The 24,791-nt window shown below is 34.5% G+C and carries 24 protein-coding genes and 3 tRNA genes; 4 read left to right on the top strand and 23 right to left on the bottom strand.

The window, feature by feature from the left end:
- Positions 1-35: 35 nt before the first annotated feature.
- A complete protein-coding gene (gene glmS / locus DYH56_RS08655) occupies positions 36-1,862 on the bottom strand; it encodes a glutamine--fructose-6-phosphate transaminase (isomerizing) (RefSeq protein ID WP_114642445.1) in 1,827 nt (608 codons plus the stop codon).
- Positions 1,863-2,590: 728 nt separating this feature from the next.
- Between glmS and DYH56_RS08650 the strand changes: the two genes are divergently transcribed.
- Both DYH56_RS08650 and DYH56_RS08645 read left to right on the top strand, forming a co-directional pair.
- The gene (locus tag DYH56_RS08650; RefSeq protein ID WP_114642444.1) at positions 2,591-3,391 is read left to right on the top strand and encodes a MerR family transcriptional regulator; all 801 of its coding nucleotides are present in this window, start codon (positions 2,591-2,593) and stop codon (positions 3,389-3,391) included.
- A gap of 60 nt (positions 3,392-3,451) precedes the next feature.
- Positions 3,452-4,258: a MerR family DNA-binding transcriptional regulator gene (locus DYH56_RS08645; protein WP_114642443.1), complete on the top strand. Its 807-nt coding sequence runs from the start codon at positions 3,452-3,454 to the stop codon at positions 4,256-4,258.
- Positions 4,259-4,306: 48 nt separating this feature from the next.
- On the opposite strand, the gene rplT is transcribed toward DYH56_RS08645, so the two are convergent.
- The 6 genes from rplT to DYH56_RS08615 form a co-directional block, all read right to left on the bottom strand.
- The gene (gene rplT, locus DYH56_RS08640; RefSeq protein WP_028855099.1) at positions 4,307-4,660 is read right to left on the bottom strand and encodes a 50S ribosomal protein L20; all 354 of its coding nucleotides are present in this window, start codon (positions 4,658-4,660) and stop codon (positions 4,307-4,309) included.
- Positions 4,661-4,713: 53 nt separating this feature from the next.
- Complete coding sequence (rpmI, locus tag DYH56_RS08635; RefSeq protein ID WP_028855098.1) at positions 4,714-4,923, bottom strand: 50S ribosomal protein L35; 210 nt, start codon at positions 4,921-4,923, stop codon at positions 4,714-4,716.
- Between the two features lie 28 nt (positions 4,924-4,951).
- Positions 4,952-5,467, bottom strand: coding sequence for a translation initiation factor IF-3 (gene infC / locus DYH56_RS08630; RefSeq protein ID WP_114642466.1), 516 nt, complete (start codon positions 5,465-5,467; stop codon positions 4,952-4,954).
- A 258-nt stretch (positions 5,468-5,725) separates the two neighbouring features.
- A tRNA-Arg gene (locus DYH56_RS08625) sits at positions 5,726-5,802 on the bottom strand.
- A gap of 47 nt (positions 5,803-5,849) precedes the next feature.
- Positions 5,850-5,941: transfer RNA gene (locus DYH56_RS08620), tRNA-Ser, on the bottom strand.
- Between the two features lie 5 nt (positions 5,942-5,946).
- Positions 5,947-6,034: transfer RNA gene (locus DYH56_RS08615), tRNA-Ser, on the bottom strand.
- Between the two features lie 475 nt (positions 6,035-6,509).
- On the opposite strand from DYH56_RS08615, the gene DYH56_RS08610 reads away from it, so the two are divergent.
- Positions 6,510-7,430: a CvfB family protein gene (locus DYH56_RS08610; protein ID WP_233500017.1), complete on the top strand. Its 921-nt coding sequence runs from the start codon at positions 6,510-6,512 to the stop codon at positions 7,428-7,430.
- 53 nt (positions 7,431-7,483) lie between these two features.
- On the opposite strand, the gene DYH56_RS08605 is transcribed toward DYH56_RS08610, so the two are convergent.
- From DYH56_RS08605 to DYH56_RS08540, 15 genes are all read right to left on the bottom strand, one after another.
- On the bottom strand, positions 7,484-7,789 hold the full coding sequence (locus tag DYH56_RS08605) for a hypothetical protein (protein ID WP_114642442.1): 306 nt from the start codon (positions 7,787-7,789) through the stop codon (positions 7,484-7,486).
- 181 nt (positions 7,790-7,970) lie between these two features.
- Positions 7,971-8,486, bottom strand: coding sequence for a peptide-methionine (S)-S-oxide reductase MsrA (gene msrA / locus DYH56_RS08600; protein ID WP_162056579.1), 516 nt, complete (start codon positions 8,484-8,486; stop codon positions 7,971-7,973).
- A gap of 87 nt (positions 8,487-8,573) precedes the next feature.
- Positions 8,574-9,581: a type I glyceraldehyde-3-phosphate dehydrogenase gene (gene gap / locus DYH56_RS08595; protein ID WP_114642440.1), complete on the bottom strand. Its 1,008-nt coding sequence runs from the start codon at positions 9,579-9,581 to the stop codon at positions 8,574-8,576.
- 419 nt (positions 9,582-10,000) lie between these two features.
- Positions 10,001-10,879 (bottom strand): sulfite exporter TauE/SafE family protein, encoded by an 879-nt coding sequence (locus DYH56_RS08590; RefSeq protein WP_114642439.1) that lies wholly within the window; start codon positions 10,877-10,879, stop codon positions 10,001-10,003.
- 96 nt (positions 10,880-10,975) lie between these two features.
- Positions 10,976-11,983 carry a proline racemase gene (locus DYH56_RS08585; protein ID WP_114642438.1) on the bottom strand — a complete coding sequence of 336 codons (1,008 nt, stop codon included), beginning with the start codon at positions 11,981-11,983 and terminating at the stop codon, positions 10,976-10,978.
- The gene (locus DYH56_RS08580) at positions 11,983-12,453 is read right to left on the bottom strand and encodes a glycine/sarcosine/betaine reductase component B subunit (protein ID WP_114642437.1); all 471 of its coding nucleotides are present in this window, start codon (positions 12,451-12,453) and stop codon (positions 11,983-11,985) included. The genes DYH56_RS08585 and DYH56_RS08580 overlap by 1 nt, the downstream gene beginning before the upstream one ends.
- 12 nt (positions 12,454-12,465) lie before the next feature.
- Positions 12,466-13,227, bottom strand: coding sequence for a proline reductase cluster protein PrdD (prdD, locus tag DYH56_RS08575; RefSeq protein WP_114642436.1), 762 nt, complete (start codon positions 13,225-13,227; stop codon positions 12,466-12,468).
- Between the two features lie 23 nt (positions 13,228-13,250).
- Positions 13,251-13,388, bottom strand: a complete 138-nt coding sequence (locus DYH56_RS16525) for a hypothetical protein (protein ID WP_199533003.1) — start codon at positions 13,386-13,388, stop codon at positions 13,251-13,253.
- Between the two features lie 135 nt (positions 13,389-13,523).
- The gene (locus DYH56_RS16520) at positions 13,524-13,967 is read right to left on the bottom strand and encodes a glycine/sarcosine/betaine reductase selenoprotein B family protein (RefSeq protein ID WP_199533002.1); all 444 of its coding nucleotides are present in this window, start codon (positions 13,965-13,967) and stop codon (positions 13,524-13,526) included.
- Position 13,968: 1 nt separating this feature from the next.
- Positions 13,969-14,217, bottom strand: coding sequence for a CBO2463/CBO2479 domain-containing protein (locus DYH56_RS08565; protein WP_199533001.1), 249 nt, complete (start codon positions 14,215-14,217; stop codon positions 13,969-13,971).
- Between the two features lie 29 nt (positions 14,218-14,246).
- Positions 14,247-16,133 carry a D-proline reductase (dithiol) proprotein PrdA gene (gene prdA, locus DYH56_RS08560; protein WP_114642433.1) on the bottom strand — a complete coding sequence of 629 codons (1,887 nt, stop codon included), beginning with the start codon at positions 16,131-16,133 and terminating at the stop codon, positions 14,247-14,249.
- 170 nt (positions 16,134-16,303) lie between these two features.
- Positions 16,304-17,488, bottom strand: a complete 1,185-nt coding sequence (gene prdC, locus DYH56_RS08555; RefSeq protein ID WP_199533000.1) for a proline reductase-associated electron transfer protein PrdC — start codon at positions 17,486-17,488, stop codon at positions 16,304-16,306.
- Between the two features lie 281 nt (positions 17,489-17,769).
- The gene (locus DYH56_RS08550) at positions 17,770-18,642 is read right to left on the bottom strand and encodes a polyprenyl synthetase family protein (protein WP_114642432.1); all 873 of its coding nucleotides are present in this window, start codon (positions 18,640-18,642) and stop codon (positions 17,770-17,772) included.
- A gap of 10 nt (positions 18,643-18,652) precedes the next feature.
- The gene (gene xseB / locus DYH56_RS08545; RefSeq protein ID WP_114642431.1) at positions 18,653-18,868 is read right to left on the bottom strand and encodes an exodeoxyribonuclease VII small subunit; all 216 of its coding nucleotides are present in this window, start codon (positions 18,866-18,868) and stop codon (positions 18,653-18,655) included.
- A gap of 3 nt (positions 18,869-18,871) precedes the next feature.
- The gene (locus DYH56_RS08540) at positions 18,872-22,279 is read right to left on the bottom strand and encodes an ankyrin repeat domain-containing protein (RefSeq protein ID WP_114642430.1); all 3,408 of its coding nucleotides are present in this window, start codon (positions 22,277-22,279) and stop codon (positions 18,872-18,874) included.
- Between the two features lie 235 nt (positions 22,280-22,514).
- Between DYH56_RS08540 and DYH56_RS08535 the strand changes: the two genes are divergently transcribed.
- Positions 22,515-23,357 carry a MipA/OmpV family protein gene (locus DYH56_RS08535; protein WP_114642429.1) on the top strand — a complete coding sequence of 281 codons (843 nt, stop codon included), beginning with the start codon at positions 22,515-22,517 and terminating at the stop codon, positions 23,355-23,357.
- 8 nt (positions 23,358-23,365) lie between these two features.
- Here DYH56_RS08535 and DYH56_RS08530 read toward each other — a convergent pair whose 3' ends face one another.
- Complete coding sequence (locus DYH56_RS08530) at positions 23,366-24,676, bottom strand: MFS transporter (RefSeq protein WP_114642428.1); 1,311 nt, start codon at positions 24,674-24,676, stop codon at positions 23,366-23,368.
- Between the last annotated feature and the right edge of the window lie 115 nt (positions 24,677-24,791).

The following is a 24,791-nucleotide window of genomic DNA, read 5'->3' as shown; positions in this document are numbered from 1 at the left end:
TCCCCCCTGATTCTAAAAAAAAGTATCACAACTCCTTATTCTACAGTCACAGATTTAGCTAAATTTCTAGGTTTATCTACATCTACACCCCTATTCACAGCAGCATAATATGATAATATCTGCAGCGGTATAACATTTATTACCGGTGAAAATAACTCATCTATCTCTGGTATATAGATAACTTCATCTGATATTTCTGCTATTTCTACATCTCCTACTGTGGCTACCGTCAATACTTTTCCACCTCTGGCCCTTACTTCCTCTATATTGGATTTCACCTTATCGTATGTGTCACTTTTAGTAGCTATTGCTATCAATGGACATTCTTCGTTTATAAGTGCTATTGGACCATGCTTTAGTTCCCCTGACTGGTAACCCTCTGCATGGATATACGAGATTTCCTTCAACTTCAAAGCTCCCTCATAAGCTATTGCAGTATTTATATTTCTGCCTATGAATATACTGGATACCACACCATCTAATATTGATGCTTTTTCCTTTATATCATCTTCTATCTCTAATATTTTATCTACAATATTCGGTAATTTTCTTAAATTTTCAATTATATATCTTCTTCTTTCTACACCTAATATATCTTTCTTCTCACCTAGATATAAAGTCAGAATATACAGTGCTACCAGTTGTGATACAAATGCCTTAGTAGAAGCCACTCCTATCTCTAAACCTGCATTGGTATACACTGTTCCATCCGCTTCCCTGGATATAGTACTTCCCATTACATTTATTATTCCAATTGCCTTGGCTCCACTTTTTTTAGCCTCTCTCAGCCCCGCCAGTGTATCTGCCGTTTCTCCTGATTGAGATATTAATATCACCAGGTCTGTCTTTGCAATTATCGGATTTTTATATCTAAATTCAGATGCTACCTCCACTTCCACTGGTATTCTTAACTCCTGCTCTATCATATATTTCCCTACCAGAGCTGCATGATAAGATGTTCCGCAGGCTACCATATGAATCTTGGTTATATTCTTTAATTCTTCCTCTGTCAATGTGATCTCATCTATGATGGCACTATCACCCTTTATTTTCCCCTTCAAAGTTTCTGAAATTACCGCTGGCTGCTCGTGGATCTCTTTCAGGGTGAAGTGCTCATATCCGCCCTTTTCAGCTGCTTCTAACGACCACTCTATCTTTGTTTCCTCTGTTGTTTTTTCATTTCTTTCCAAATCCCATATCTTTATTTCATCTTTTTTTAATAGCGCTACATCACCATCTTCTAAAAAGATTACTCTGTCGGTATATTCCAGGATTGCCGGTACATCTGATGCTATATATTTTTCATCTGTCCCCAACCCTATGACTAATGGCGACCCCTTTCTTGCAGTTACCAAAACATCCGGCTCTTCCGATGAAATTACTCCTATTGCATAGGCTCCATCTAAAATCGGCAATATCTTAAATACCGACTCCACTAGATCCCCAGTATAATTATCCGCTAACAAGTGGACAATAACCTCAGTATCGGTGTCAGATAAAAATTTATATCCTTTATTTTTTAATCCTTCCCTTAATTCTGCATAATTTTCTATTATCCCGTTATGTACAAGGGATAGTTTATTATCCTGTGAATTATGAGGATGGGAGTTTCTAGTACTAGGCACTCCATGAGTAGCCCATCTAGTATGTCCTATTCCTACATGACCCAGGATCTCACTGTCTTTTATTATTCCACCTAAATTTGCTAACTTACCCACTGATTTAAACGTTTTCATGAGTCCGTCATCACTTAAAATTGAGATACCAGCCGAATCATACCCTCTGTATTCTAATTTTGATAACCCGCTGTATAAGACTTCCTTCGTTTCTTTGTTTCCTATGTACCCTACAATTCCACACATTTTTACTGCCTCCTAAAATATTTGATTTCAAATGTTCTTTTAGATCCATAGATCTAAAGGGTTATATTTTAAAAGAAAATAGCCACTAGAAGATTTTTGTAATAATCGTCACCGATTATTTTTGTTCCTTCTTTAGGTTGTGACAACCTCTAGGGTACCCGCCGATTTTCGATTTTCCCTAGCCCTCGTCAACTTCTGATTTCACACCTTATTCAAGGTTGAGAATTCATTCAGAAGTTCAGGCGCTTATTTTTTTTACTTTCTTTTAGTTTCCCTACTAACTATTGTATAGGAAATATAGAACCTATGTCAACTAACATTTATACATGTTTTCTAATGAAAATTTAATTTTTTTTATGTCGTTGAAATAAAATTGTTGATTTAAACCATATATACTCGATTTTTCCACATAAATCTATCTTTAGACCTATTTTCATCACACCATACCGCCTATATATTTTTTTTCAATATATCATATGCATCATATATATTAATAATTAAATTTCATCTATTTTATAATTTTTGAGAAATTTCCCCACCATAGGCGAGCAAATAATTAAGAAAGAAATTTAAATTCATTTTTACCTACTTTTATGATAAACTTTTCCCTAGGGGGAAGGTTCAAGATTTTTTTATGAACTGATTTTAGTACAACAAGATTAAAAAAATGTATTCACACTAAAATTTTAATGTATTTATATATATATATATAATTATTTGGAGGAGTTATGGAAAAATTTTTAACTATCGGTAAGTTAGCAGAAATACTGGAAATTTCTACTAAAACATTGAGGCATTACGAAAATGAAGGACTTTTGATACCATCATTTAAAAATCCAATCACAAGATACCGCTATTATGAAAATCACCATATCAAAGAATTGCATATAATCCATCTTCTAAAAAAGTTAGGTTTTTCCTTAGAGGAAATTAGAAAAATCAAGAAGAATAACAACCTTATAGACAGGTTAACTTTTAAACACAATGAAATAAAAGCCGAGATCGAAGGTTTAAAAAAGAAGAAAAACGAGATAGATCACTCTATAGGTCATTTACAAAATGCTCTAAAGACTGAAACTAATTTTCAAATAAAAGTAGTGGAACTGCCTCTAAAGAAGTTTAACAAAATTGAAATTAAACCAGTAGATTTTGTGGACGAAATAAAATTATATGAAATCGGATTAAAATTGAGACAGATGACCGACGAAATACAACCTAATATATTAATGTTAATGCAGGAAGATACCTTAGTGAAAGGCGATTTCAATTGTTACGGACTAATGTTAGAAATACCATTCGAAAAAGATGCCGAAGATGAACATTGGGCACCTGAAGGACCTTATGTTTCTTTGATGTATAAAGGGAACCCTTCCTTCTTCCATGAGACAGCCATAAAGAGAGTAAAAAAATATCTAGAAAAAAACAATCTAGTCTTTGATAATCTTGTCTATACCAGATTTTTATTGGGTCCTGCTACCGCTAGTTTAAAGTCAGATTATCTTACAGAAATATTAATAAAGATCAAATAAACTAAAAAGAAGGAGTCTATGAGTTTAGTTGATCTTCTAAGAATATACAAGGAGTAAAAAATGAAAAAATTTTTAACCATAGGTCAGTTCGCTAAGATATTAAATGTCACCACTAAAACATTGAGGTACTATGAGAAAAAAAAACTTCTCATCCCTGCATATAAAGACCCCATTACAGGTTACCGATACTATGACGAACACCATATAAAAAAAGGGTATATAATCCGTCTTCTAAAATCTATGGAAGTTCCCCTTAAAAAAATGAAAAATATAAATAGTCACTGGGATTTATTAGATCAATTGATTGAAACCTCTAAAAAATTAGAAGATCGTATTAAAGAAAAGGAGGAACTTATAGATAAAATAAAACAACAGATAAATAATTTCAGTGAGATTCCTCAATTAACCAGTCAATTTGATATAAAATTAATTCGGCTGCCGTATCAAAAATTTGAGTGTCTGAATTTTGAACCTTCAGATTCCTTCGACTTTTTTCAACTGTATACTGAAGGTGTTAAATTATCCAAAAAAACACAAGATGTAGAGAGTCAAATTTATGTTCTATCAGAGCTTCCCAATCTTCCTAATCTAGAATATCTCTGTTATGCCGTAATTCAAGAAATCTCCGAGTCTCAAGAATCAGAAAATTCTTATTTTAGAGAGGAAGGACTATATCTTTCCCTTATTTATCGCGGTTCTCCTACAACACATCACGATATTGGTATGAAAAAGATAAAAAAATATTCCAAAGAACATGGCCTGGAATTTGAAAATATTATGTTTGGTCGATCTATTTCTGATTTTTATATCATAAATTCTCCAAATGATTATTTAAATGAGATTCTGATCAAAGTAAAAGAAGATTAATAATTTTTAAAAAAAAAGGTTACTCAATTGAGTAACCTTTTATATTTCTTATAATGCTGCTTTTGCAGTTTCTGCTAATTTAGCAAATTCTGCTGCATTGTTTACAGCTAAGTCAGCTAAGACTTTTCTATCTAAAACAATTCCAGCTTTCTTTAATCCATTCATGAATTTAGAATAAGTTACTTCGTTTAATCTTGCAGCAGCGTTTATTCTTATGATCCATAATTGTCTCATTTTTCTCTTTCTAACTTTTCTATCTCTTGTAGAGAAAGCTTCTGCTCTCATTACAGCTTGGTTAGCTTGCTTGAATACATCTCCAGATGCACCTCTGAATCCTTTAGCTCTTTTTAATATTTTCTTATGTCTTTTTCTTCTAATAACACCAGTTTTTACTCTTGACATTGCTTGTTCCTCCTATCTCAAAAATTTGCTTAACATCTATTTAAAGATTATAATTATCTTCCAACTTTACCTGTAGGTAATAATCTTACCATCATTCTAGCAGCACCTTTAGGTAATACCATATCTTTGTTTAAAGATCTCTTTCTTTTAGTCTTTTTCTTAGTTAAGATATGACTCATTCCTGATTTCTTCGTGATATATTTCCCTGTTCCAGTTACTTTTACTCTCTTAGCAGTTCCCTTGTGAGTTTTCATCTTAGGCATAATAAATATCCTCCTTTCAATTTTATGTTTATTTTTTTAACGGTGATAATATGATAAACTTTTGCGGTCCACCATATTTTTTATCAATAATAGCTTCATCTTTAAAAATTTCAGCTACTTCATCAAGTTTTTTTATTCCCAGTGCAGCATGCATTCTCTCTCTACCAAATAACATAAGACTAGCTTTCACTTTATGATCTTTTTCAATGAATTTTCTAATATGTCCTATTTTAGTTTCAAAATCATGTACATCTATTCTAGCTTTAAACTTAATTTCTTTAATTACAACTTGCTTTTGATTTTTCTTAGCTTCCTTAGCTTTTCTAGCCTGCTCATACTTATACTTTCCGTAATCCATAATCTTACATACAGGCGGAACAGCCGTAGGCGAAACTTCTACTAAATCAAGCTTTTTTTCTACTGCGATGCTTAATGCTTCTCTCGAAGTCATTACTCCCAATTGCTCTCCATCATCCGATATTACCCTTACTTCTCTAGCTCTAATTCTTTCATTGATTCTAGTTTTGTTAGAAATAATAGACACCTCCAAAATTATATAAAAAAAACAGGATATGATAACACACCCTGTAAAAGTTATTTCTCAAATCAAATTTTCATTTAACCTGTAAATTCTTTACATTTTTAATTCGTAACCTGATGCATCTAACATGATCCTAAGATCTAAACTTTTGGTTTAGTGATGATAAGGTGAGAAACGGGTGTCTCTTCTTTTTCTTATATATTAAATTTTTATTCTACATAGCATAATATCACAAAAAAGATATAATGTCAACTATTTTTATGGCGTACCTAAGAGGAGTCGAACCCCTAACCTTCTGGTCCGTAGCCAGACGCTCTATCCAATTGAGCTATAGGTACGCATATTGAGTAAAAAAAAAGCGGTTACAACCGACTTTGTTTTTATATGGCGGAGAATGAGGGATTTGAACCCTCGGTACCCGGTAAAGGGTACACTCCCTTAGCAGGGGAGCGGATTCGACCACTCTCCCAATTCTCCGTGTATGGCGATGAGACTGGGACTCGAACCCAGACCCCTTGCGGGTTCACCGGTTTTCAAGACCGGCTCCTTAGCCAGTTCGGACATCTCACCACTCGACAAGGATTATAATATCATATATATATATGATGGTCAACACTTTTTTCATGTTTTTTTATAAAAATCATATTTTTCTCTACTTTTAAAACTAAAACGATATAAATTATAACGTTTATGAAGAAAATATATACTTTTAGAGGATTTGAGGGCATCTTTCGATGACTGAGAATCATTGTGACAAAATACTTTTTTACCCTCCATCTAATAAATCAAAATAGAAAAGAAATTTTTCTTTTAACATTTGATATTCACCTTCATGGGTATACCCTAGATCGGTTATTAATTTTTCATACTTTTCCAATCTTTCTAAAGGTTTGTACCCTTGATACGCTTTCACTTTGGAGGTGTGTAATCTCCTATGATAGCATATAAAATAAGTTTATTTAGTATTTTATGAAATATATGGTATAATAATAGGTAACATTTGGCAAATATAGCGGCGTATTTTGAATTTAATAAGGAGATAACAATGAGTGAAATAACAAAGAACAATGAAATAATGGACGAAACAACAGCTAAACAATCGGTAATCAAGATGGGTAAAAGACAAAAACTGACTGTAAACAACATCTCAACTATCGGTGCTTACCTGGATGCTGAAACTGGAAACACAGACGATAATGTCTTACTTCCAAACAATCAGATCGAGGGAAAAAACATCCAAGAGGGAGACGTTGTAGACGTATTCATATATAGAGATTCTGAAGATAGATTAATAGCTACATTTGAGGCTAGTTTCGCAGTGGCTGGAACCATGGCAAAATTAAAAGTTGTAGACCTGGCTCCATTTGGTGCATTTTTAGACTGGGGATTATCTAAAGATCTGCTTTTACCAAAGGGGCAGGAGGAGTGTAGAGTAGAGGTCGGAAAAACTTACCTGGTAGGATTATTTGAAGATAAAAAAGGCAGAATTTCTGCTACCATGAATGTATATAAATTCCTATTACCTAACTTCGATCTTCAAAAAAATGAATTGGTAGTAGGTACAGTATATAGAGTAGTTCCTGAGATCGGTATATTTGTAGCTATAGAGGATAGATACTACGGACTTATCCCTAATAACGAGTTCTTTGGTAACTACAAGGTAGGAGACGAAATACAAGCTCGTGTGATCAGAACCAGGGAAGATGGAAAAGTCGATCTTAGCCCAAGATTACTTGCTCATGTACAAATGGATAAGGACGCCTCTATGATCTTAGAGAGCATTCAGACTAACTATCACAAGAAGTTAACGATCAGCGATAAGAGTTCCCCTGAAGATATCAAAAGAGAATTTGGACTGAGTAAAAAAGCTTTTAAAAGAGCTATCGGCGGATTATTAAAAAACAGACTTATTGAAAAAACTGAAGATGGTTTCAAACTAACTGAAGATGGAAAAAACCACAAATAGAAAAAATAAAATAGGGAAGGCTGAATTTCAGCTTTCCCTATTTTTCAATACTTTTATTTTTCTGTCAGCAACTTTTCAATTTTTTCTAAAATTTCAAAAGGGACTTTAAGTTTTTCTAACTTTTCTTCATTGGTATGTCCAAACAGGTCGTGACATCCAAAGGAATCACTTAACTTCACCACTCTGGCATCCAGGCTGTCTCTTAAATCAGAAAGTTCTATCTTTTCCAAATCTTTCCCCTTGTTAGTGGCATATAAAAATATTCTGTCATCCTGGTCTAGAAATGCTCTTTTTATATACTGGACAGATGTCTCCATAAATTTTTTTTCTACTATCAGTTCTTTTTTTATTAAATGCATTTTCCCTCTCCTACCGTTAATATTCTCTATCTTTATATATAACAATTTTCCTTTGTCTCAGTATAACTAATTATTAAAAATATTATATATTATAACAGTTAAGCTACTATAAGACAAGTGAAAAAAAGATATTTCATGAGGTTGACCCCATAAAAATTAAAATATAACACTAAAAGTAAGTTTATTTCTTCCTAACCGGTTCCTGCCTTTCCTCATCTTTCAAGACTGAAAAATTTATATGGCAATATCCACCTGGATTTTTTTCCAAATACTCCTGGTGCACCTCCTCAGCATCATAGAATTTATCCAATCTTTCCACTTCTACAACTATGGGCTTGGAGTAACTGCTTCTCTGGTCTTCTATATATCGCTCAATAGCTTCTCTATCCTCTAGATCCATATAATACACTCCGGTTCTATACTGGGTTCCCACATCTCCCCCCTGTTTATTCACTGAAGTTGGGTCTATCACTCTAAACAGATGATTTAATACCATTCTTAATGGTAATATTTTTTCATCATATTCCAAATAACATGCCTCTACATGTCCTGTTTTACCCGTACAAACTTCCTTGTAGCTGACCTTTTCAGTTTTCCCATTGGCATAGCCTGATTTGGTAGCCAAAATCCCCTTTACCCTTTTAAAATAAGCTTCTACACCCCAAAAACATCCCCCTGCCAGTACTATTTTTTTCATCAGAATCCCCTCCTAATATAGATATACCATAAATTTTTATATAATAAAAACCTCCTTTCTATTCACATAGTTAGGAGGCCGTAATTTTTATATATTTGATATTTTTTTACAAGTTCTCACTAATTGAGCAGTGTAAGACATTTCATTGTCATACCAGGCCAAAACTTTTATTATTTGATATCCGTCTACTGTCATAACCGTTGTACATTGTGAATCAAATAAAGACCCGTAATGCATCCCTATACAATCTGAAGAAACGATTGGATCTTCTGTATATCCCAAGGTTTCGTTGGATGCTTCTTTCATCGCTCTATTGATGTCCTCTGCTTCAACCTTAGTTTTTAATCTAACCATGAGATCTATACAAGAACCAGTTACAGTAGGCACCCTTATGGCTGCTCCTCCCAACTTCCCATCTAAATGCGGAATTACTTTACCTAAAGCAGTTGCTGCTCCTGTTGTTGTAGGAACCATATTTCCTGCTGCTGTCCTTCCCCTTCTTGAGTGAATTCCCTTTTTATGAGATCCATCCAGGGTATTTTGATCGTTTGTAAAAGCATGAACAGTTGTCATATATCCTCTTATTATGCCAAATTTATCATCCAAAACTTTTACGATTGGAGCTAAACAGTTGGTTGTACAAGAGGCTCCTGATATTATCGTTTCGCTTCCGTCTAAAATATCATCATTTACATTGTATACAACCGTTTTCATATCTCCTGAAGCTGGTGCTGATATGACTACTTTTTTTGCTCCTGCATCTATATGAGCCTGTGATTTTTCCTTTGAAGTATAGAACCCGCTGCATTCCAGAACTACATCTATTCCTAATTCTCCCCATGGTAAATTTACCGCTTCCCTTTCAGTAAATACAGCTACTTCCCTGCCGTCTATCACTATTGCATCCTCTGTATACTTTACCAAATCTTCTTTGAATCTTCCCTGGGCAGTATCATATTTTAACAGGTATGCTGCAGTCTCCGGTCCACTCATACTATTTATTGCTACTACCTCAAATTCGGGGTCATCTTCCATCACTCTTAACGCTAACCTTCCAATTCTTCCAAAACCATTTATTGCTACTTTTACTGACATCTTTCCCCCTTGAGAATATATTTAAATTTTTTACATCTCAATATAACCCTTTTTCACTGAAAAAGTCAACAAAAATATTGAAAAAAGATCATTTTTTCATCTTTTTGTGAGCAATTATTGTACACTTATATCAAGAAAATGATTTTTTGTTGGAAAAATTTTAAATTATGGATTTTAAATTTTGCTCCATTAATATACTCAATCCCTTCCTAATGAATTACCTCTCATTTTTTAAAAAAAAACAGTCTAAAATATTTTTGCAAGCTATACTTTATCAATATAGATGTTATATCATATAAAAATATGCTTTATTATAAAAATGAATAATAAAAAAACCTTCCCAGTTAATAGAGTGTATCTCTAATAACTGGGAAGGTTAAATTGAATTAAACCAAATTTGGAATATATCCAATTAATGATTAAGCTGCTACTGAAACGACCTTTCTTGAATCCTTTAGTAATTTAATAGCTGTATATAATACTACTGCTATAACTACCTTAGTTAACATTGCTATAGATAATCCTGTTACTAAGTAAGCCGCAACAATTACTCCTACAACACCAATTGTAGCATTCATTAAAGTTGCTTTTCTATTATAAGCTCCTGCCTTAATAAACTTTACACTTGCTGCCGGCATAAGGTATGCACAAGAACCCATCATAACTGGGAATGCCACTAATGGACTTAAACCTAAAGCGTAAACTAAAGCCATACAAGGGGCATATAGACCTATTCCTAAAGTCATAAGAGCTCCTAATATAAAGTTTCCAACTACGGCTATAACTAATTTAATTCCAGTTAAGCCAACTGCTTCTCCTCCGCCTTGAATCAATCCGAATTGTTGAGCAAGCATTATCAATACTACAATTATTAATGCTGATCCCATGTATAATTGTACTTTTTTCTCATCCAGCTTAGCTACAACACCCGCTCCTATTATAGCTCCAAGAGTTGCTGCTACTAACATAGATATTAATGTTATTGGTTCAACTTCAACTTTTTTGATAAATATAAAAGCTTCAGCTATTACAGGAATAGTCATTGCTGTATTTAAAGTTCCTGGTATTATCCTATCATGAACCAAGTTAAATTGTTTGAAAAGAGCCGTCATCGGTGCGAATCCACCAATACCCAAAGTATCGAAGAAATTTACTCCAAGAGCTATTCCTCCATGTGCTGCCGTACTTCCTTCATCCACTCCAGCGTTATTCGTTTTAAATTCTTTGTAGTCTTTAGCGAAAACCACTAAATACCAAATAGCCATAATTCCTAAAATCCCCAGTAATATTTGTACCATTTCATACCCCCTAAGTTCTTTTTATTTTAATGCGGATCCATATTTTAATGGATCCGTTGGATCTGCCGACAGATAATTTATTCTACAATATTTATTTTATTTTAATGAGAATCCATATTTTAATGGATCTGTTGGATCTACCAATAGATGATTTATCCCTGTAATATATGCACTTGCTGTAATCTGTGGAATTACATATTGTACTCCATCTTTAGTATTTGTGTCAAGTATTTCACCGATGAACTTAGTCTCGATTATACTCTCGTAAACAAATTTTTCACCTTTAGCTAACTTTCCTTTAGTGAATAAAGTTGCCATCTTAGCACACGTTCCAGTTCCACAAGGAGATCTGTCTACCTGACCTTCCCCGAATACTACGACATTTTGTAAGGTAGCATCTTCACTCTTTGCAGGTCCGTATATTTCAACTAAATCGATTGTCTTGATATGGTCTAATTCAGGATGTTTTACTGTGATTTGCTCATTGGCTGCCTTTAAGATTTTAACACCTAATTCACAAAGTTTATTTGTGTTCGCCGGGCATATATCTAATCCTAATTGAGTAGCTTCTAATATAGCGAAGAAACTTCCTCCGAAAGAAACATCTAAAGTAAGAGTTCCTATTCCATCTACGTCTATCTTAACATTTTCTTTATGTAAGAATGCTGGTACATTTGTAAATGATACTTCCAATGCTTTTCCATCTTCTACCCTAACTCTACCTCTTATTAATCCTGCAGGAGATTCCATTGTGATATTTGTGTATGGTTCAGTAACTTCTACCATTCCCATTTCTACTGCAACTGTCATAGCACCGATAGTCCCATGGCCGCACATATTTAAGTAACCTCCACCATCCATGAAGATTATTCCTAAATCTGCTTCATCAATTGTAGGTGTAACTATTATTGAACCGAACATATCAGCATGTCCTCTAGGCTCGTGCATAGATAATGTTCTTACATCATCCATATTCTTTTCTAAGTAGCTTTTCTTTTCTGCCATTGTTTTTCCAGGGATTTTTGGTAATCCACTGATGATTATTCTAGTTGGTTCTCCCATTGTGTGTGAATCTACAGCAATTATCTGTTTGTTGATTTTCATTATTTGTTCCCCCTTCTTATTTTTAACTTTAGCATGGCCAAAGCTTTTTTCGCGTCTAAACGGGTCATATTATTTTCTCCTACAACCTCTGTTTCAATACCATCTTTACTTTTATTTATATCAACTATGGTGTCCATATATTTATTTTTCACAACGAACTCACCTTGAGTTCCAACAAAGCTAAGTCCAACTACCGGTATTTCCCTCTCACCGATCTCTCTCATGGTGTTTTCATAGTCCACATGACTATTACCCCAACCATCCAGTGAAAAAATCACACCATCAGCTCTCATGGCTTCGATTAAATTTGCAGCTCTCTTCCCTACAAAATTTTTCTCTTCATTCCCTTGAGGAGTTCCTACCAATATTATTCCCAATAAGTCTATATCCTGATCACTGGATACCACATCTAATAACGGATCTCTAAAATGATGCAGTGTCGTTTCCTTTGTTGAAGGTCCAATCCCCATATCTAACCCCTCCTAATGCATGGCCCTTATAGCACCATCTCTATATTCATTCGGAGTTATGAGCACAGGCATATTGCCTAAGTCTATTATAGATTTTCCACCCGTAAACCCAGATGGTTCCGTAGAAAAAATCCTAGTATCATACATAGCTCCCTGTCCTGCAACCTGCTTTAATATAACTACTTTTTTCCCTCCTGGTCTGATATTGTCAAAAAATTCACATTTATCTGTACAATCTCTCCCATTTAACTTTTTCAGAACATCCCTTATCTGCTGAACTAGATAGTCGCAGATTTCGTGACATTGGTCTATTCCACTTCTAACCTTGGTTCCCCCTGATACTAATGTCACATCCACATGGATGATCAAATCTTCCTCTCTTGGAGTTCCTGCTCTTCCAAATACTACCTGCTCTGATAATACTCCTTCTGAAGACCCGAATTCTGCTGCTTGAATATTATCTTCATCTATAGCAGTTAACATCACATTGACCCCTGTCAATGTATGAGTTATTCCTTCTCCCATTTTACCCAATACCTTCGTTGAAATAGGAATAAAGTCCACAATAGAATTAACAAACTTATCTCTTTCGTTTGGCTTAATTAACTCGATTCTTAACTCTTTCACATATTTTAATCGAGATATTAACTCTGGATTTTTAATATCTGTTCCTAGAAACAGAGTATTTCCAGAGATTAAAGTGGTTTCCGAAGAAACCACTCTCTCTATGTGAAAAGCTTTTATTTGCAACTTACGTCTTTTTAAACTTTTCATATATAATCTCCTAAAAATTCAAATTATACCTTTGCGATATATTCAAATGGTAATGATATTATCTTACCAGGTGTTTGAATTTCCATTAATTTTTCTAATGTTGCTACTAATAACTCTTTTTGCATCTTAGGGTTATTAGGTTCACCTGCGTTAGCTCCCATTGGTACGTTTGGTGCTACTGCTCTTGGTGTTCCAGCTTGTCTTACTACTGGTGGTAATGCTGCGATGATTATTGTAGGAATCCCCGATTCCTCAATCGCTCTCTGTACTAATACAGCAGAACGGTGACAAGTTCCTCAGCCAGCTGTTAAAACTACTGCGTCTACGCCGTCTTCTTTAAATTTTGCTGCGATGGCAGGACCAGTTTCGTTTTTAAACTTCTCTTGGTTTCCACCTCCACCCATGAATCCTGCATGGATTCCTGATACTTCTTTGATGAATCCTTCTTTAACTAATTCATTTAATGGATCTACCGGGAACATACAGTTAACGTCTTTGTTTACGTCACCGTTATCATACCCACCATGAGATACCATCATTTCTGATGTAGGTGCATCTCCTGGGATAAATCTATATGTGAAATCTCCTGCGAAGTTAAATCTTTCTTGTGACTTTAAATGTACCCCTGCTGCAGTAGCTAAACCGATTTTCATTTCGTTTAAAGGCTTAGTAACTGGTGTCCAAACTGACTTAGGAGTAATCGGTACAAATATTTCCGATTGCATACCTTTTATTGCCATTCTATTTTCCTCCTCTTTTATTTTTTTCTATATTACTTACATATTTTTCATTTACTTCTCCAGACATTACTTCTGGAAAACTCATGTTAAATTCTACTTCTTGACCTACTTTTAACTCATAATCAGTTATCAGCATTCTCATAGGTACAGTCAGGTGACCTAACCTACCCTTTAAATCCATAGCCACTCCTCCGTCTGAAATGTGTACTATGATTCCCTGCATCTTTACTAATCTGTCTCCATATTTCATAATTTAACTCCATATTTCATAATTTAGACTTATTTAGTTTTTAATTTTGATTCTCTTTTTTCACTCATAGGGATAGAAGTCTCATTTAAAACTCTCTCTATGTCTGATCCTAAATGAGCTTCTACAGCTTCTAAGTTTGCTTCTTTAACGTTAGGATTCCATTTTCTTTCAGGTCCTTTAACTTCTGAACCACCCATAGCTGACTTTAACATTCCAAGAGCTCTTAAAGCGTCTTCTTTACATAATGTGTTACAAGCAAGAACTTCATTTTCAATTCCCTCTTCAGATTTGTTGTTGTCTACCATAAGTTCCATGTATTTATTTCCTACAACTAATGCACCTTGAACTGCAGAGAATGACATTCCTACTACTTTCATTCCTCTCATTCCGATTTGCTCAATATGACTTGCGAAGTCGATATGGTTATTTCCAAATCCTTCAGTTGTAACGATAGCTCCTTCTATGTCTAAAGCTTCAACTGTCATACCTAATCTCTCAGATACATAGAATTTTTCAGAGTTAACTTGTGGACTTCCAACAAATATAACTGCACATAAGTCTATTTCAGGGTCATTCATTGCTTCGATTACTAATGGCTCTCTATAGTAATGTCTAGTACACTCTTTTGATGCAGGTCCGATACAAGTTAATGCATGAACTCCTCCATCTAATACTTCAAGTGGAGACAATACGATAGGTAAGTTTCCTAAATCAACGTTTGGCTTTCCACCCATGATCCCTGCAGGTTCAGTAGGTAAGATGATGTTGTCATGCATCGCACCTTGTCCCATGATCTCTTTGATTACTACTACTTTTTTCTTTCCAGGTCTTCTGAATTGAACTAATTCTTCAGTTTCTACAACTAATGACTCGTCCATTTTCTTTAAGACATTTCTGATCTCTTGAGTGATAAAGTCACTTGCTGTATGAGCTGCTAACGGCCCAGGTCTTTCCATGTTTGTTCCAGCTTTGATTGTAACTGTAGTTTTGATGAAGATATCTCCCTTATCAGGTGATCCAGGTCTGTTCCACATGATGTTTTCAGATAAGATTCCTTCAGATGATCCGAATTCTCCTATTTGTACTCCATTTTCGTCTACACCTGTTACCATTACGATAACACCGTCGATTACTCTTGTGTTTCCTGTTCCTAAGAAGTTATCATCTTCTTTTGTAGCTATCGGTTGAACGTCCATGATAGTCTCACTGTAAGTATCATACTCAGCCGGAGTTATGATCTCTAAAGTCATAGCAGTTACTAATTCTTGAGATTCTACAGCTTCTAATTCTATACCTTTTCTTAATGTAAGAGTAGTTCCTTCTATCTTAGTCTCTTCTCCTAATACTACTTTCTCTATTTTGAAATGCTTTTTAGTTAAAGTTCTTAACTTCTTTGCAGGTAATTCTTCTATTTTTGTTTCAGTAGTTGCAGCAGTTTCTTGAACTTCTACGATTTTAGCTGTTGGTGCTGCCGCCGCTACTGATCCTTGAGCTGCGAACATAGGAATTTCTAAGTTGATGTCTTTTCCTTCACCTATGTGAATTTTTAACATTCCACCATTTAATGATGTCGTCATTGAAGCAGGTGCTACAGCTTCAGTAGCTGCTGTTGGTGTTCCTACTACTTCTTCCTTAACTTCTTCTTTTACCTCTTCAGTTTGTACATTAAGTCCCTCTAACATATCAGCTGTTAATGGTGTTAATGCTTCTGCTGTTTTAATTAATTTTGCTCCTAAAACCTCACCTATTGTTAATGAGTTTTCATCAAATTTTAATAACCCTGACTCTTCTAAGTCAAAGAATATTGCTGGGTCCTCTAAATTTGAAGGCTCGATTATTGTTCCAGCCTCAAATCTACAACAACTTACAGCGTGATCCATTGCATGTTCTTTTGCAGTTTCTACAGTGATTGACATTTTTCCCTCCTGATTTTCTTTTAAAATTGAATCAACATAAAAGTTAACTCTATATATATTTAGTTTTTCTTACTTCTATAAATTTTGTGTCTTGCACCACGAAGTATGTGGTCGGTACTATGATATACAGGTACTCCTAACCTAGGAGCTACAGTCATAACTGTATTCGTTCAGTCTTCGCAAGTTCCTGTTATTATTACTTCTGCACCTTGGCTCTTTAAGAATAACACTTTTTCTGCTTGTCCTGGACAAATTCCCGGCTTATCGCATCTATATCTGCCATTAACTTCTACCATCCTCTTACACTTGGCTTCTGCCACTACTTCTCCACCCATACCGTGAGCTATTTCAGTTAATCTTTCCTCTCCAGCTCCACATTCACAAGCGATTATTCCGACTTTTCTCGTATCTTTTGGATACGGCATTGCCACTAATATTCCACCTGTAGTTTTAGTTATTGATGTATCTTCAGTTATAGCACTTCCAGTGAATGGACCTCCGGCAACTATCTCTCCGTAAGGAAGTATGTAGCCACCACTTTTTTCAATATATTCTTTTACAGTAGCTCCAATTGGAACATCTGTGAAAACTTTACCTTTTTCAGCGTTTACTACTCTTCCGCCTACTGTAATATCTTTGTCGATGACAGGCTTTCTGTCTTCTACAGCCAATACTAAGTTCTTTAACGTTTCCACATTAAATACTACAGCATCTGCTTTAGATGGTAATTCTCCTGGTTGTAATTCTATTCCCAGAACTTCTCTAACAATTACTCTTTCATCTCCAGCAGGATACATATTCGGTAACCATTTTATCTCTATATTTTCATAGTTTTTCAAAACTTTACCAATAGCCATGGCAGCTTTAAGATACTTAGGCTTCATAGCAATATAACCCATCTTAGCTCCTGTAGATTCCATGGCATATTTAACACCCTTCACTACAATTTCCGGATTTTGTTCCATTAACTCCACATTATGAGATAATACAGGTTCACACTCAGCTGCATTGGCTAATACATAACCCCCATTTAGTTTTGTAGATAATTTAATGTGACTAGGGAACCCTGCCCCTCCTGATCCTACTATTCCTGCTTCAAATGCATATTCAGAAATAGTTTCACATTCTTTTATTTTTAAATAATCATTTGAATTTTCTTCGGTTTGTTGAATTTCTATATAAGAATCGGTTATTTTTTTCACTACACCGTTAACACTTGAATGTATTTTACACCCCAATGAAATTGGTTCAGCTATACACTGACCCCTCTTCACTTCCTCATCTATCTTTACAATTGATTTAGAAGGAGCTCCTACAGCCATTTTCAGAACAAACTTGAAATTTTTCATACTCATTAAATTTTCACCCCCTTAAATTTAAACTTCCTGTGTTTATACTTCCATTTTTTCATCTAAGTGAATCTTTGCACAGTTATATATTCACATATTTTTTATATTACGTCAAGAAATAATTACAATATTTTAAAAAAAATTTCACCCCTCTTCTAGAGTCCAATAACCACAATAAGTGTTCTGTAACAGATTAAAACATTTTAATTTTCGATATTTTAGATATAGTTTTCACATATAATTCTTTTCAAAATAAAACTAGGGATCACAACTCGTGATCCCTAGTTTTATTTTCTCCTATTCCCTATATAATCAGCCAGTTTCATGTGCCACTTTGCCTCTTCTCCAAAGGCATCAAACATTAGCCGCTTGGCTTCTTCTACTTTTTCATCCAAAATTTCCTTGGTTTTTTCCATTCCAAAGATCGACGGATAGGTAGATTTCAGGAGTTCTCTGTCGCTTCCAACCGGTTTTCCTATCTCCTCAAAAGTTCCCTCGATATCTAAAATATCATCCTTTATCTGGAAAGCCAATCCAATTAATTCTGCATATCTTTTTAAAACTTCCCTTCTTTCGTCCCCTGCCCCTGCAATTATACAGGCACACTCCACCGGCAGCATCAACAATTTACCTGTTTTATGGGTATGGATATACTGCAGTGTGGGAAGATCGATCTCTTTCCCCTCAGATTCAATGTCTACCATCTGTCCGCCGATCATCCCATTTACCCCTGCATAACTAGAGGTTAATTTAATCAATTCCACTATTTTAGATGGTTCAATATCTTCCCTGGTTATCAGATTAAAAGCATGGGTTAGGAGTGCATCCCCTATTAATATAGCTTCTGCCTCTCCAAATTTTTTGTGAGTTGAAAATTTTCCCCGTCGGTAATCATCATTATCTAAGGCCGGCAGATCATCATGAACCAATGAATAAGAGTGGATCATTTCTATAGCCACACTCATAGGCACCCCTTTTTTTTCCTGAACTCCCAATAGATCCAATGTCATTAAAAGCAGGATAGGTCTCAGCCTCTTTCCACCGTTCAGCACCGAGTATTTCATCCCTTCAGCTATGACTTTTGGATATTTCAGTTCATTCAGACACTCCTCAATAACCAGATCTACAAGATCCCTTCTTTCCTTTAAGTATTCCTTCATCGTTTCCCTCCTACTCAAAATCTTCTATTATTATTTGACCATTTTTTTCCATTACCTTCTTTATTTTCCCCTCAGCTTTTTCCAATATGGCTCCAGATTTAGCCAGTAACTTCATTGCTATTTCATATTCCTTCATAGATTCATCCAAATCCATTCCATCTTCTAACTTTGATATTATCTCGTCTATCTCACTTATATTTTCTTCAAAAGTCTTTATTTTTGCCACCTTTTATTCCTCCTCTTCTGCTATCTTCCTATATTCTTCAAAATCATATTTTTTCTTTATTTTTTTTAATGGCTCTATTTTTTGTTCTATTTTTCTATTATTTTTTATATGGGATATATTCTGTTCTATTTTTTCAATATAATTATATCCTAAATTATCTATTAAAACCAGTTTAGAAAGTTCAATATTACCTTTTAAGGATAAGGCTGCAAGATCTTCCGCCTTTAATCTATAGCCTTTTTCTAAAAATAATTTCATCCCTTCCAAATAATTGTTTTGAATTATCTTCATCATAGGGGCGGATCCCCCCACGGTATAATCCAGGTTTGCACCTCCCTCTATTAACATCTTCATTATCTCCAAATCTTTTGATATTACGGCTGATAACAGCGGTGTCATCCCTTCTACCTCTATATCTAACTTTACATTTTTATCCAGCAAGGCTCTAATCATAGGTTTATTTCTGTGAGCTACCCCATGATAGACAGGATTTTGCAATTCTACATCTGCACCCTTATCTATTAAATATTTAAAAATATCAAATTCATCTTCTGCAACAGAATAAATTAACGGGGTAACTTTCAACTTATTTTTTTCATCTGAAACTTCTCCTAATCCAGCACCACTGCTTACCAATAATTTTACCATCTCTAAATCTTTATTTTTTATGGCTGTCATCAACGGAGTCAGACCATCTTCGGACTTCACCTCTATTTCTCCCCCTAATTGCAGGAGTTTTTTTGTATTTTTTATTCTCTTGTGTTCACAGGCCAGTAACAGCAGCTCATCTAATTCAGGTTTTTTCTTACTCTTTGATATGTATTTTTCAATGATATTTCCATCATCTAAAAGAGATACAATGGTTTTTATATTTAACTGACTGGAAAAATTTTCCATGAGATAGCTGATGCCATTTCCTCCGCCATCTATATGGTAGAGCTTAATCAATAGTTTGGTAGGAGATTTCACACTATTTTTTTTTGGATCCTTACCCTTAGATTTAAATCTGCCGTTTAATATTACCAGAATATCACCTGTATTTTTTTGCTGTTTTCTCATTATATATTTTTTATCTAAATTTTCAAACTCAACCAGGGAAATTTTTTTAGAATTGATTTTTTTATCCGGCAGAACCCTTACTTCATTAGCTATATCTAAGGCCGCATCATTCTTTTCCAGTTCCTGTTTTACCCTCTTTATCAGTGGAGTTATCTCTGATTTTACGGCGTATTCTAAACTTTTTTCCAAGTTGCCATCCATTTCAAATAATTGTGAGAGTTTTTCATAATTTTCACTTTTTTCATAATATTTTTTTGCTTTTTCATAATATTTTTTTTCAAATGCATAGTCACCTATCCTGTCTGTCACTACATATTTTTCTAAACAACGGGATAATGAATCATCGTTATTTACGATATACTCTATTGTTTTCTCCTCGTTGTATTCAGTGAAGAATTCATCGGCTGCTAATTCATCTTTAGCTTTTTTTATATATTTTTCTGCTCCTGCTTTTTCAAATGCAGCAATGGCTTCTGCAAATAATTTTCGATTAAAAAATTCTTTCCCCTCTTTCAAAAAATCCAATTCCCCGCTCTTCAGAGTAAAATCTCTTTTTCCCTCTACTGTCATGGGAACCAGATAATTTTTCAATTCCTTTAATAAACAAAGATCTTTTTCTTCCTCCATAAGAAGGAGTCTTTTTTTGGCACGGGTCAACCCCACATACAGCAGATTAAAGTAATATCTGTAAAGTTGGTTTGTTTTAGCCCTTCCAGAAAAAATAATTTTCCAATATTTTTTTAGTTCTGTTGCAAAGTTATAGAGTACAACCGAATCAAATTCCAACCCTTTTATATCCTGTACCGTCAATATTTTATTGGCGATCTTCGGTAATTCAGCCCTCAACGTTTCTTTTATTTGATAGGTTGGAACTAAGATAATAGCTGTATTTTCTTCCATTTTTTTTAAAAATTTATTATCTTTTTTATGGATATATACGTCTTCCCCTTCTAATATGGAAGCTTCTTTATAATCCTCTCCCAGCTTTCCGATATATTCTCCCCTGAGGTCACTTAGTTTATTGGCCAGATCCACTATTTTTTTCTGGCTCCTATAATTTTTTCCCAGCTGCTTTTCTGTATATTCTCCCTTATAAAATAGTGATTTTACCCTGGAAAAATTAAAATAAGTCGGATTTATTATCTGGTGGATATCTCCTGATAATAATAAATTTTCTCCGTTTTTCACCAGATTTTTCAGCATATATATCTCAACTTCAGTCAGATCCTGTACTTCATCACAAATTATACAGTCAAAAATTTCTTTACCACTCAGGATAACCCTTCGTGCCAGATCATTTTCATCCAGATAATCTCTTTCGGTGAGCCACTTTTGATATATAAGGGCAATTTTGTATATCTCCTTCCTCACCTCTTCACTGTATACCGTATATTTCTTATTCAAGGCTAAATAATCTTCCCGAGGTATAAGTTCCTGCTTTAGATCTCTATTCCAATTCCCGACCCCTTTAGCTCCCATACTTCCCTTTATTATCCCTCTGATCTCCTGATATAACTCTAGGTTTTCCATTCCTTTAGGAGTCCTTGGATTATATTCATAGATAAATTTTTCAAATATCTTCAATCCCGTAGGTTTTTCCCTCAGTTGTTTTTCATATAACTCCTCCAAAGAGTAAAATTCAACCATCTTTTCACAATTAGGGTCTCTAAATTTTTCATACATTTCATGGGCTTTTTCTTTTAAGGGCTGGGTAAATGTTATATATCCCACCTTTAAATCTTGTCGTTCCTCCAATTCCATAGTTTTTCTGATGGCCACTGTAGTTTTTCCGCTTCCAGCACTCCCTTTTAAAAATAATGGAAATTCACAGTTTAAAATTTCATACTGCTCATCATTCAGATAATAATACGTATATTCATCCTCGTTTTGGATGAATTCCAAAAGGTTCTCATCGGAGGTAATCTCATAGACTATCTTTGAATTTATCCCACTGTATATAGCATCTAAATCTTTATCCAGCCTTTCATCCACTATCTCACAGCTCTTCTCTATCTCTAATTTTTCAACTTTTAAATCTTCAGTTTTATTTTGACGTATTCCGCTTTTCACTGCCAGATCATGAGTTGAAAATAACAGCAGTACCAGTACTTTTTCCCCATATCCAGCCCGTTTAATATCTTTAAATTCAAACAATACCCTATCGCCGCTATTTACCCTGAATTCATATAAATTTTCCTTCAGTTTTTTTACCCAAAACCCTTTGGGGATATCAAATATCTTTTTTTTATTTTCCGATATTTCCCTGTAAAAATATTGTATCCTCTCTTTGACCTGCTTTATCTTTTCCTTAGGTACATTTTTAAAAAAATCTCCAGTTATTAAAAATCTCATATGTAAGTACTCCTAATTTTATGTCCTTATTCCTATTATACAATACTAAACTATAATATATGTATATACATTTTAATTTTTTATTCCTAATTTTATGATAAACTATATTACATTAAGCTTCCCTATTTGAAACTAGGTATTATTATAGTTTTAGCTGCCACAAACCATCGATTAAATTATAGATGTCTATAATTTAAAAGGAAGTTTTTAATTCATATAATAGGAGCTGTAAATTATGAAAAAACTTAAATTTATCATCTTGATATTTTTTATTTCCATAAAAAGTTTCTCCATATACTTTTTAGATCCCGCCATAAATCGTATCATGATCTACATAGATAAGGATGGAGCCAATAACTACGCCTTTATACGAGGGATAGCAGAGGAAAAAGAGAGAAAAAAAGAAAAATTTATTTCCCTTGGGCTTGCCGGATCAGCCATTGAACCACGGTTCAATGATACATCTTCTTATTCCACCGTAGTTCCCTTAATAAATGTTAAATACAATAATTTTTATACCTTTGGCGGTATCTATAATGGGTATAACTTCTACCAGGGAGATAAATTGGCTTTAAATTTTAACGCTGAATATAGATTTGCCGGCCATACAGAGGATAAATTCGACTCCTACCTGAAAGAGCTTTCCGATGAAAATAACCCCATCATGCTGGGAATTGGAAGTAATTATCCAGTTGGTCATGTTCTTTTAACCGGTGGAATCAAACATAATGTTCGTGGAAATAGTGATGAAAATACTGCATCTATAGGTGTTTTAGGAGGCATCCCCTTCAAAAAATTTATTATCCTTGGTTTTTTAAGTTATGAGATGATGAGTAATTCCTACACCAATCGATATTTTGGTATCTCTGCATCCGATTCTGGAATTCCACCTCATAATATCGATGGATTTGGGAGTGCCATAAGATTCACCACTGTATTAGCATACAGCTTGAGCAGAAATATGGATCTGTTTTCATATTATTATATAGAATCTCTTTCGGATAACATAAAAAAAAGCCCCCTTGTAAAAGGGAGCAATTCCAATATGATAGGTTTAGGAGCTACCTATACCTTTTAAATTTCAATCTATCTATCTTTACCTGAATTCCACGCAGGTATTAAAAGTACCATGGCTATTATTGCCGAAGCTATCAGCATGATAAAATATACGTTCCATGAATAATTATCCAAAACATATCCTACTCCTAATTCAGCCCCTGTAGCCCCTACAAAGTAACCGAATAATCCTGTCCATCCTGCCGACATACCGGCACTGTCATCTTTAGCAATGTCTACTGCTGCTATACCTATAGCTGCTACCGGGAAGTATATTAAGGCTCCTATCAGTGAAATAGCGATATTTATTATTACCATATTATCAGTCATCCAATAAGTTGTTACTAATACAGCTGATAATAATAAGCATAGCATGATTAGAGGAGTTCTTCTCCCTTTGAAAACCTTATCCGATATCCATCCCAATAAAATAGTTCCTGGTATTGCTGCAAATTCAAACATGAAAAATGAGAATCCAGCTTCCTTTATGTTGATCCCTTTATATTGAACTAAGTATACAGAGATCCAGTCCAATGTTCCATATCTAAGAAAATAAACAAAGGCATTTGAAAGCGCTAAAGACCAAAGAACTTTATTTTTTAAGATATCTTCTACAAATATTTGTTTAGAACTTCTTTTACTTATAACCTTTACATCTTCTTTTAGAACTTCACCATGATATTCCCTTACAGAGGGCAGTCCCAATGATTCCGGTTTGTCTCTCAAGAATACCATTGTCAGAATACCGGCTATTATAGATATGATTCCCGGCAGGAAAAATAGTCCTCTCCAGCTTCCCGAGAACATACCTACTCCTAGTATTACTATAGCTGGAATCATCATAGCTCCTACATTATGAGCTGTATTCCAGACAGACATCCATGTTCCCCTCTCATTGTCAGAAAACCACACCTTCATTGTTTTCCCGCATGGAGGCCATCCCATAGATTGAACCCAACCATTTATAGTCCAAAGAACGGTAAAAGCTAAAATACTATGAACACTTCCAAAAATAATATTTACTATTCCTGCCAAGATAAGTCCAAGTCCCATAAAATATCTGGGATTTGATTTATCCGATACTCCACCCATAATAAATTTTCCTAATCCGTAAGCTAGTGGCATTCCTGCTGCAATAGCTCCTACTTGAAGTTTCGTATATCCGAGTTGTTCTATCAAATATGGTTTTGCAAAGGAAAGATTCTTCCTCGTTATATAAAAAATTGCATAACCTACAAATATCGTGATAAAAACCTGCCATTTATACCTGGTGTACTCCTTGTCTACATTTTTAGTGTCGACACCAACAACTCCTCCTATCGATTTAAAAAAATTACTCATTTTTTTCCTCCTTATATACCTTTATTTATTTTATCCTTTGTTTACCTCAAAGCAATACTCCAAAAAAAAAAATAAAAGAGAGGACCAGCTGATCAGCTGATCTTCTCCCCCTCTC

This window comes from Psychrilyobacter piezotolerans (assembly GCF_003391055.1).
Lineage (GTDB): Bacteria > Fusobacteriota > Fusobacteriia > Fusobacteriales > Fusobacteriaceae > Psychrilyobacter > Psychrilyobacter piezotolerans.
This window is presented reverse-complemented; position numbering and strand designations above follow the sequence as displayed.

What these genes read in the sequence shown, in the direction of transcription:
- glmS (WP_114642445.1), bottom strand. Translation starts at nt 1,862, where the DNA reads ATGTGTGGAATTGTAGGGTACATAGGAAACAAAGAAACGAAGGAAGTC.
- DYH56_RS08650 (WP_114642444.1), top strand. Translation starts at nt 2,591, where the DNA reads ATGGAAAAATTTTTAACTATCGGTAAGTTAGCAGAAATACTGGAAATT.
- DYH56_RS08645 (WP_114642443.1), top strand. Translation starts at nt 3,452, where the DNA reads ATGAAAAAATTTTTAACCATAGGTCAGTTCGCTAAGATATTAAATGTC.
- rplT (WP_028855099.1), bottom strand. Translation starts at nt 4,660, where the DNA reads ATGTCAAGAGTAAAAACTGGTGTTATTAGAAGAAAAAGACATAAGAAA.
- rpmI (WP_028855098.1), bottom strand. Translation starts at nt 4,923, where the DNA reads ATGCCTAAGATGAAAACTCACAAGGGAACTGCTAAGAGAGTAAAAGTA.
- DYH56_RS08610 (WP_233500017.1), top strand. Translation starts at nt 6,510, where the DNA reads ATGAGTGAAATAACAAAGAACAATGAAATAATGGACGAAACAACAGCT.
- DYH56_RS08605 (WP_114642442.1), bottom strand. Translation starts at nt 7,789, where the DNA reads ATGCATTTAATAAAAAAAGAACTGATAGTAGAAAAAAAATTTATGGAG.
- msrA (WP_162056579.1), bottom strand. Translation starts at nt 8,486, where the DNA reads ATGAAAAAAATAGTACTGGCAGGGGGATGTTTTTGGGGTGTAGAAGCT.
- gap (WP_114642440.1), bottom strand. Translation starts at nt 9,581, where the DNA reads ATGTCAGTAAAAGTAGCAATAAATGGTTTTGGAAGAATTGGAAGGTTA.
- DYH56_RS08590 (WP_114642439.1), bottom strand. Translation starts at nt 10,879, where the DNA reads ATGGTACAAATATTACTGGGGATTTTAGGAATTATGGCTATTTGGTAT.
- DYH56_RS08585 (WP_114642438.1), bottom strand. Translation starts at nt 11,983, where the DNA reads ATGAAAATCAACAAACAGATAATTGCTGTAGATTCACACACAATGGGA.
- DYH56_RS08580 (WP_114642437.1), bottom strand. Translation starts at nt 12,453, where the DNA reads ATGGGGATTGGACCTTCAACAAAGGAAACGACACTGCATCATTTTAGA.
- prdD (WP_114642436.1), bottom strand. Translation starts at nt 13,227, where the DNA reads ATGAAAAGTTTAAAAAGACGTAAGTTGCAAATAAAAGCTTTTCACATA.
- DYH56_RS16525 (WP_199533003.1), bottom strand. Translation starts at nt 13,388, where the DNA reads ATGGGAGCTAACGCAGGTGAACCTAATAACCCTAAGATGCAAAAAGAG.
- DYH56_RS16520 (WP_199533002.1), bottom strand. Translation starts at nt 13,967, where the DNA reads ATGGCAATAAAAGGTATGCAATCGGAAATATTTGTACCGATTACTCCT.
- DYH56_RS08565 (WP_199533001.1), bottom strand. Translation starts at nt 14,217, where the DNA reads ATGAAATATGGAGACAGATTAGTAAAGATGCAGGGAATCATAGTACAC.
- prdA (WP_114642433.1), bottom strand. Translation starts at nt 16,133, where the DNA reads ATGTCAATCACTGTAGAAACTGCAAAAGAACATGCAATGGATCACGCT.
- prdC (WP_199533000.1), bottom strand. Translation starts at nt 17,488, where the DNA reads ATGAGTATGAAAAATTTCAAGTTTGTTCTGAAAATGGCTGTAGGAGCT.
- DYH56_RS08550 (WP_114642432.1), bottom strand. Translation starts at nt 18,642, where the DNA reads ATGAAGGAATACTTAAAGGAAAGAAGGGATCTTGTAGATCTGGTTATT.
- DYH56_RS08540 (WP_114642430.1), bottom strand. Translation starts at nt 22,279, where the DNA reads ATGAGATTTTTAATAACTGGAGATTTTTTTAAAAATGTACCTAAGGAA.
- DYH56_RS08535 (WP_114642429.1), top strand. Translation starts at nt 22,515, where the DNA reads ATGAAAAAACTTAAATTTATCATCTTGATATTTTTTATTTCCATAAAA.
- DYH56_RS08530 (WP_114642428.1), bottom strand. Translation starts at nt 24,676, where the DNA reads ATGAGTAATTTTTTTAAATCGATAGGAGGAGTTGTTGGTGTCGACACT.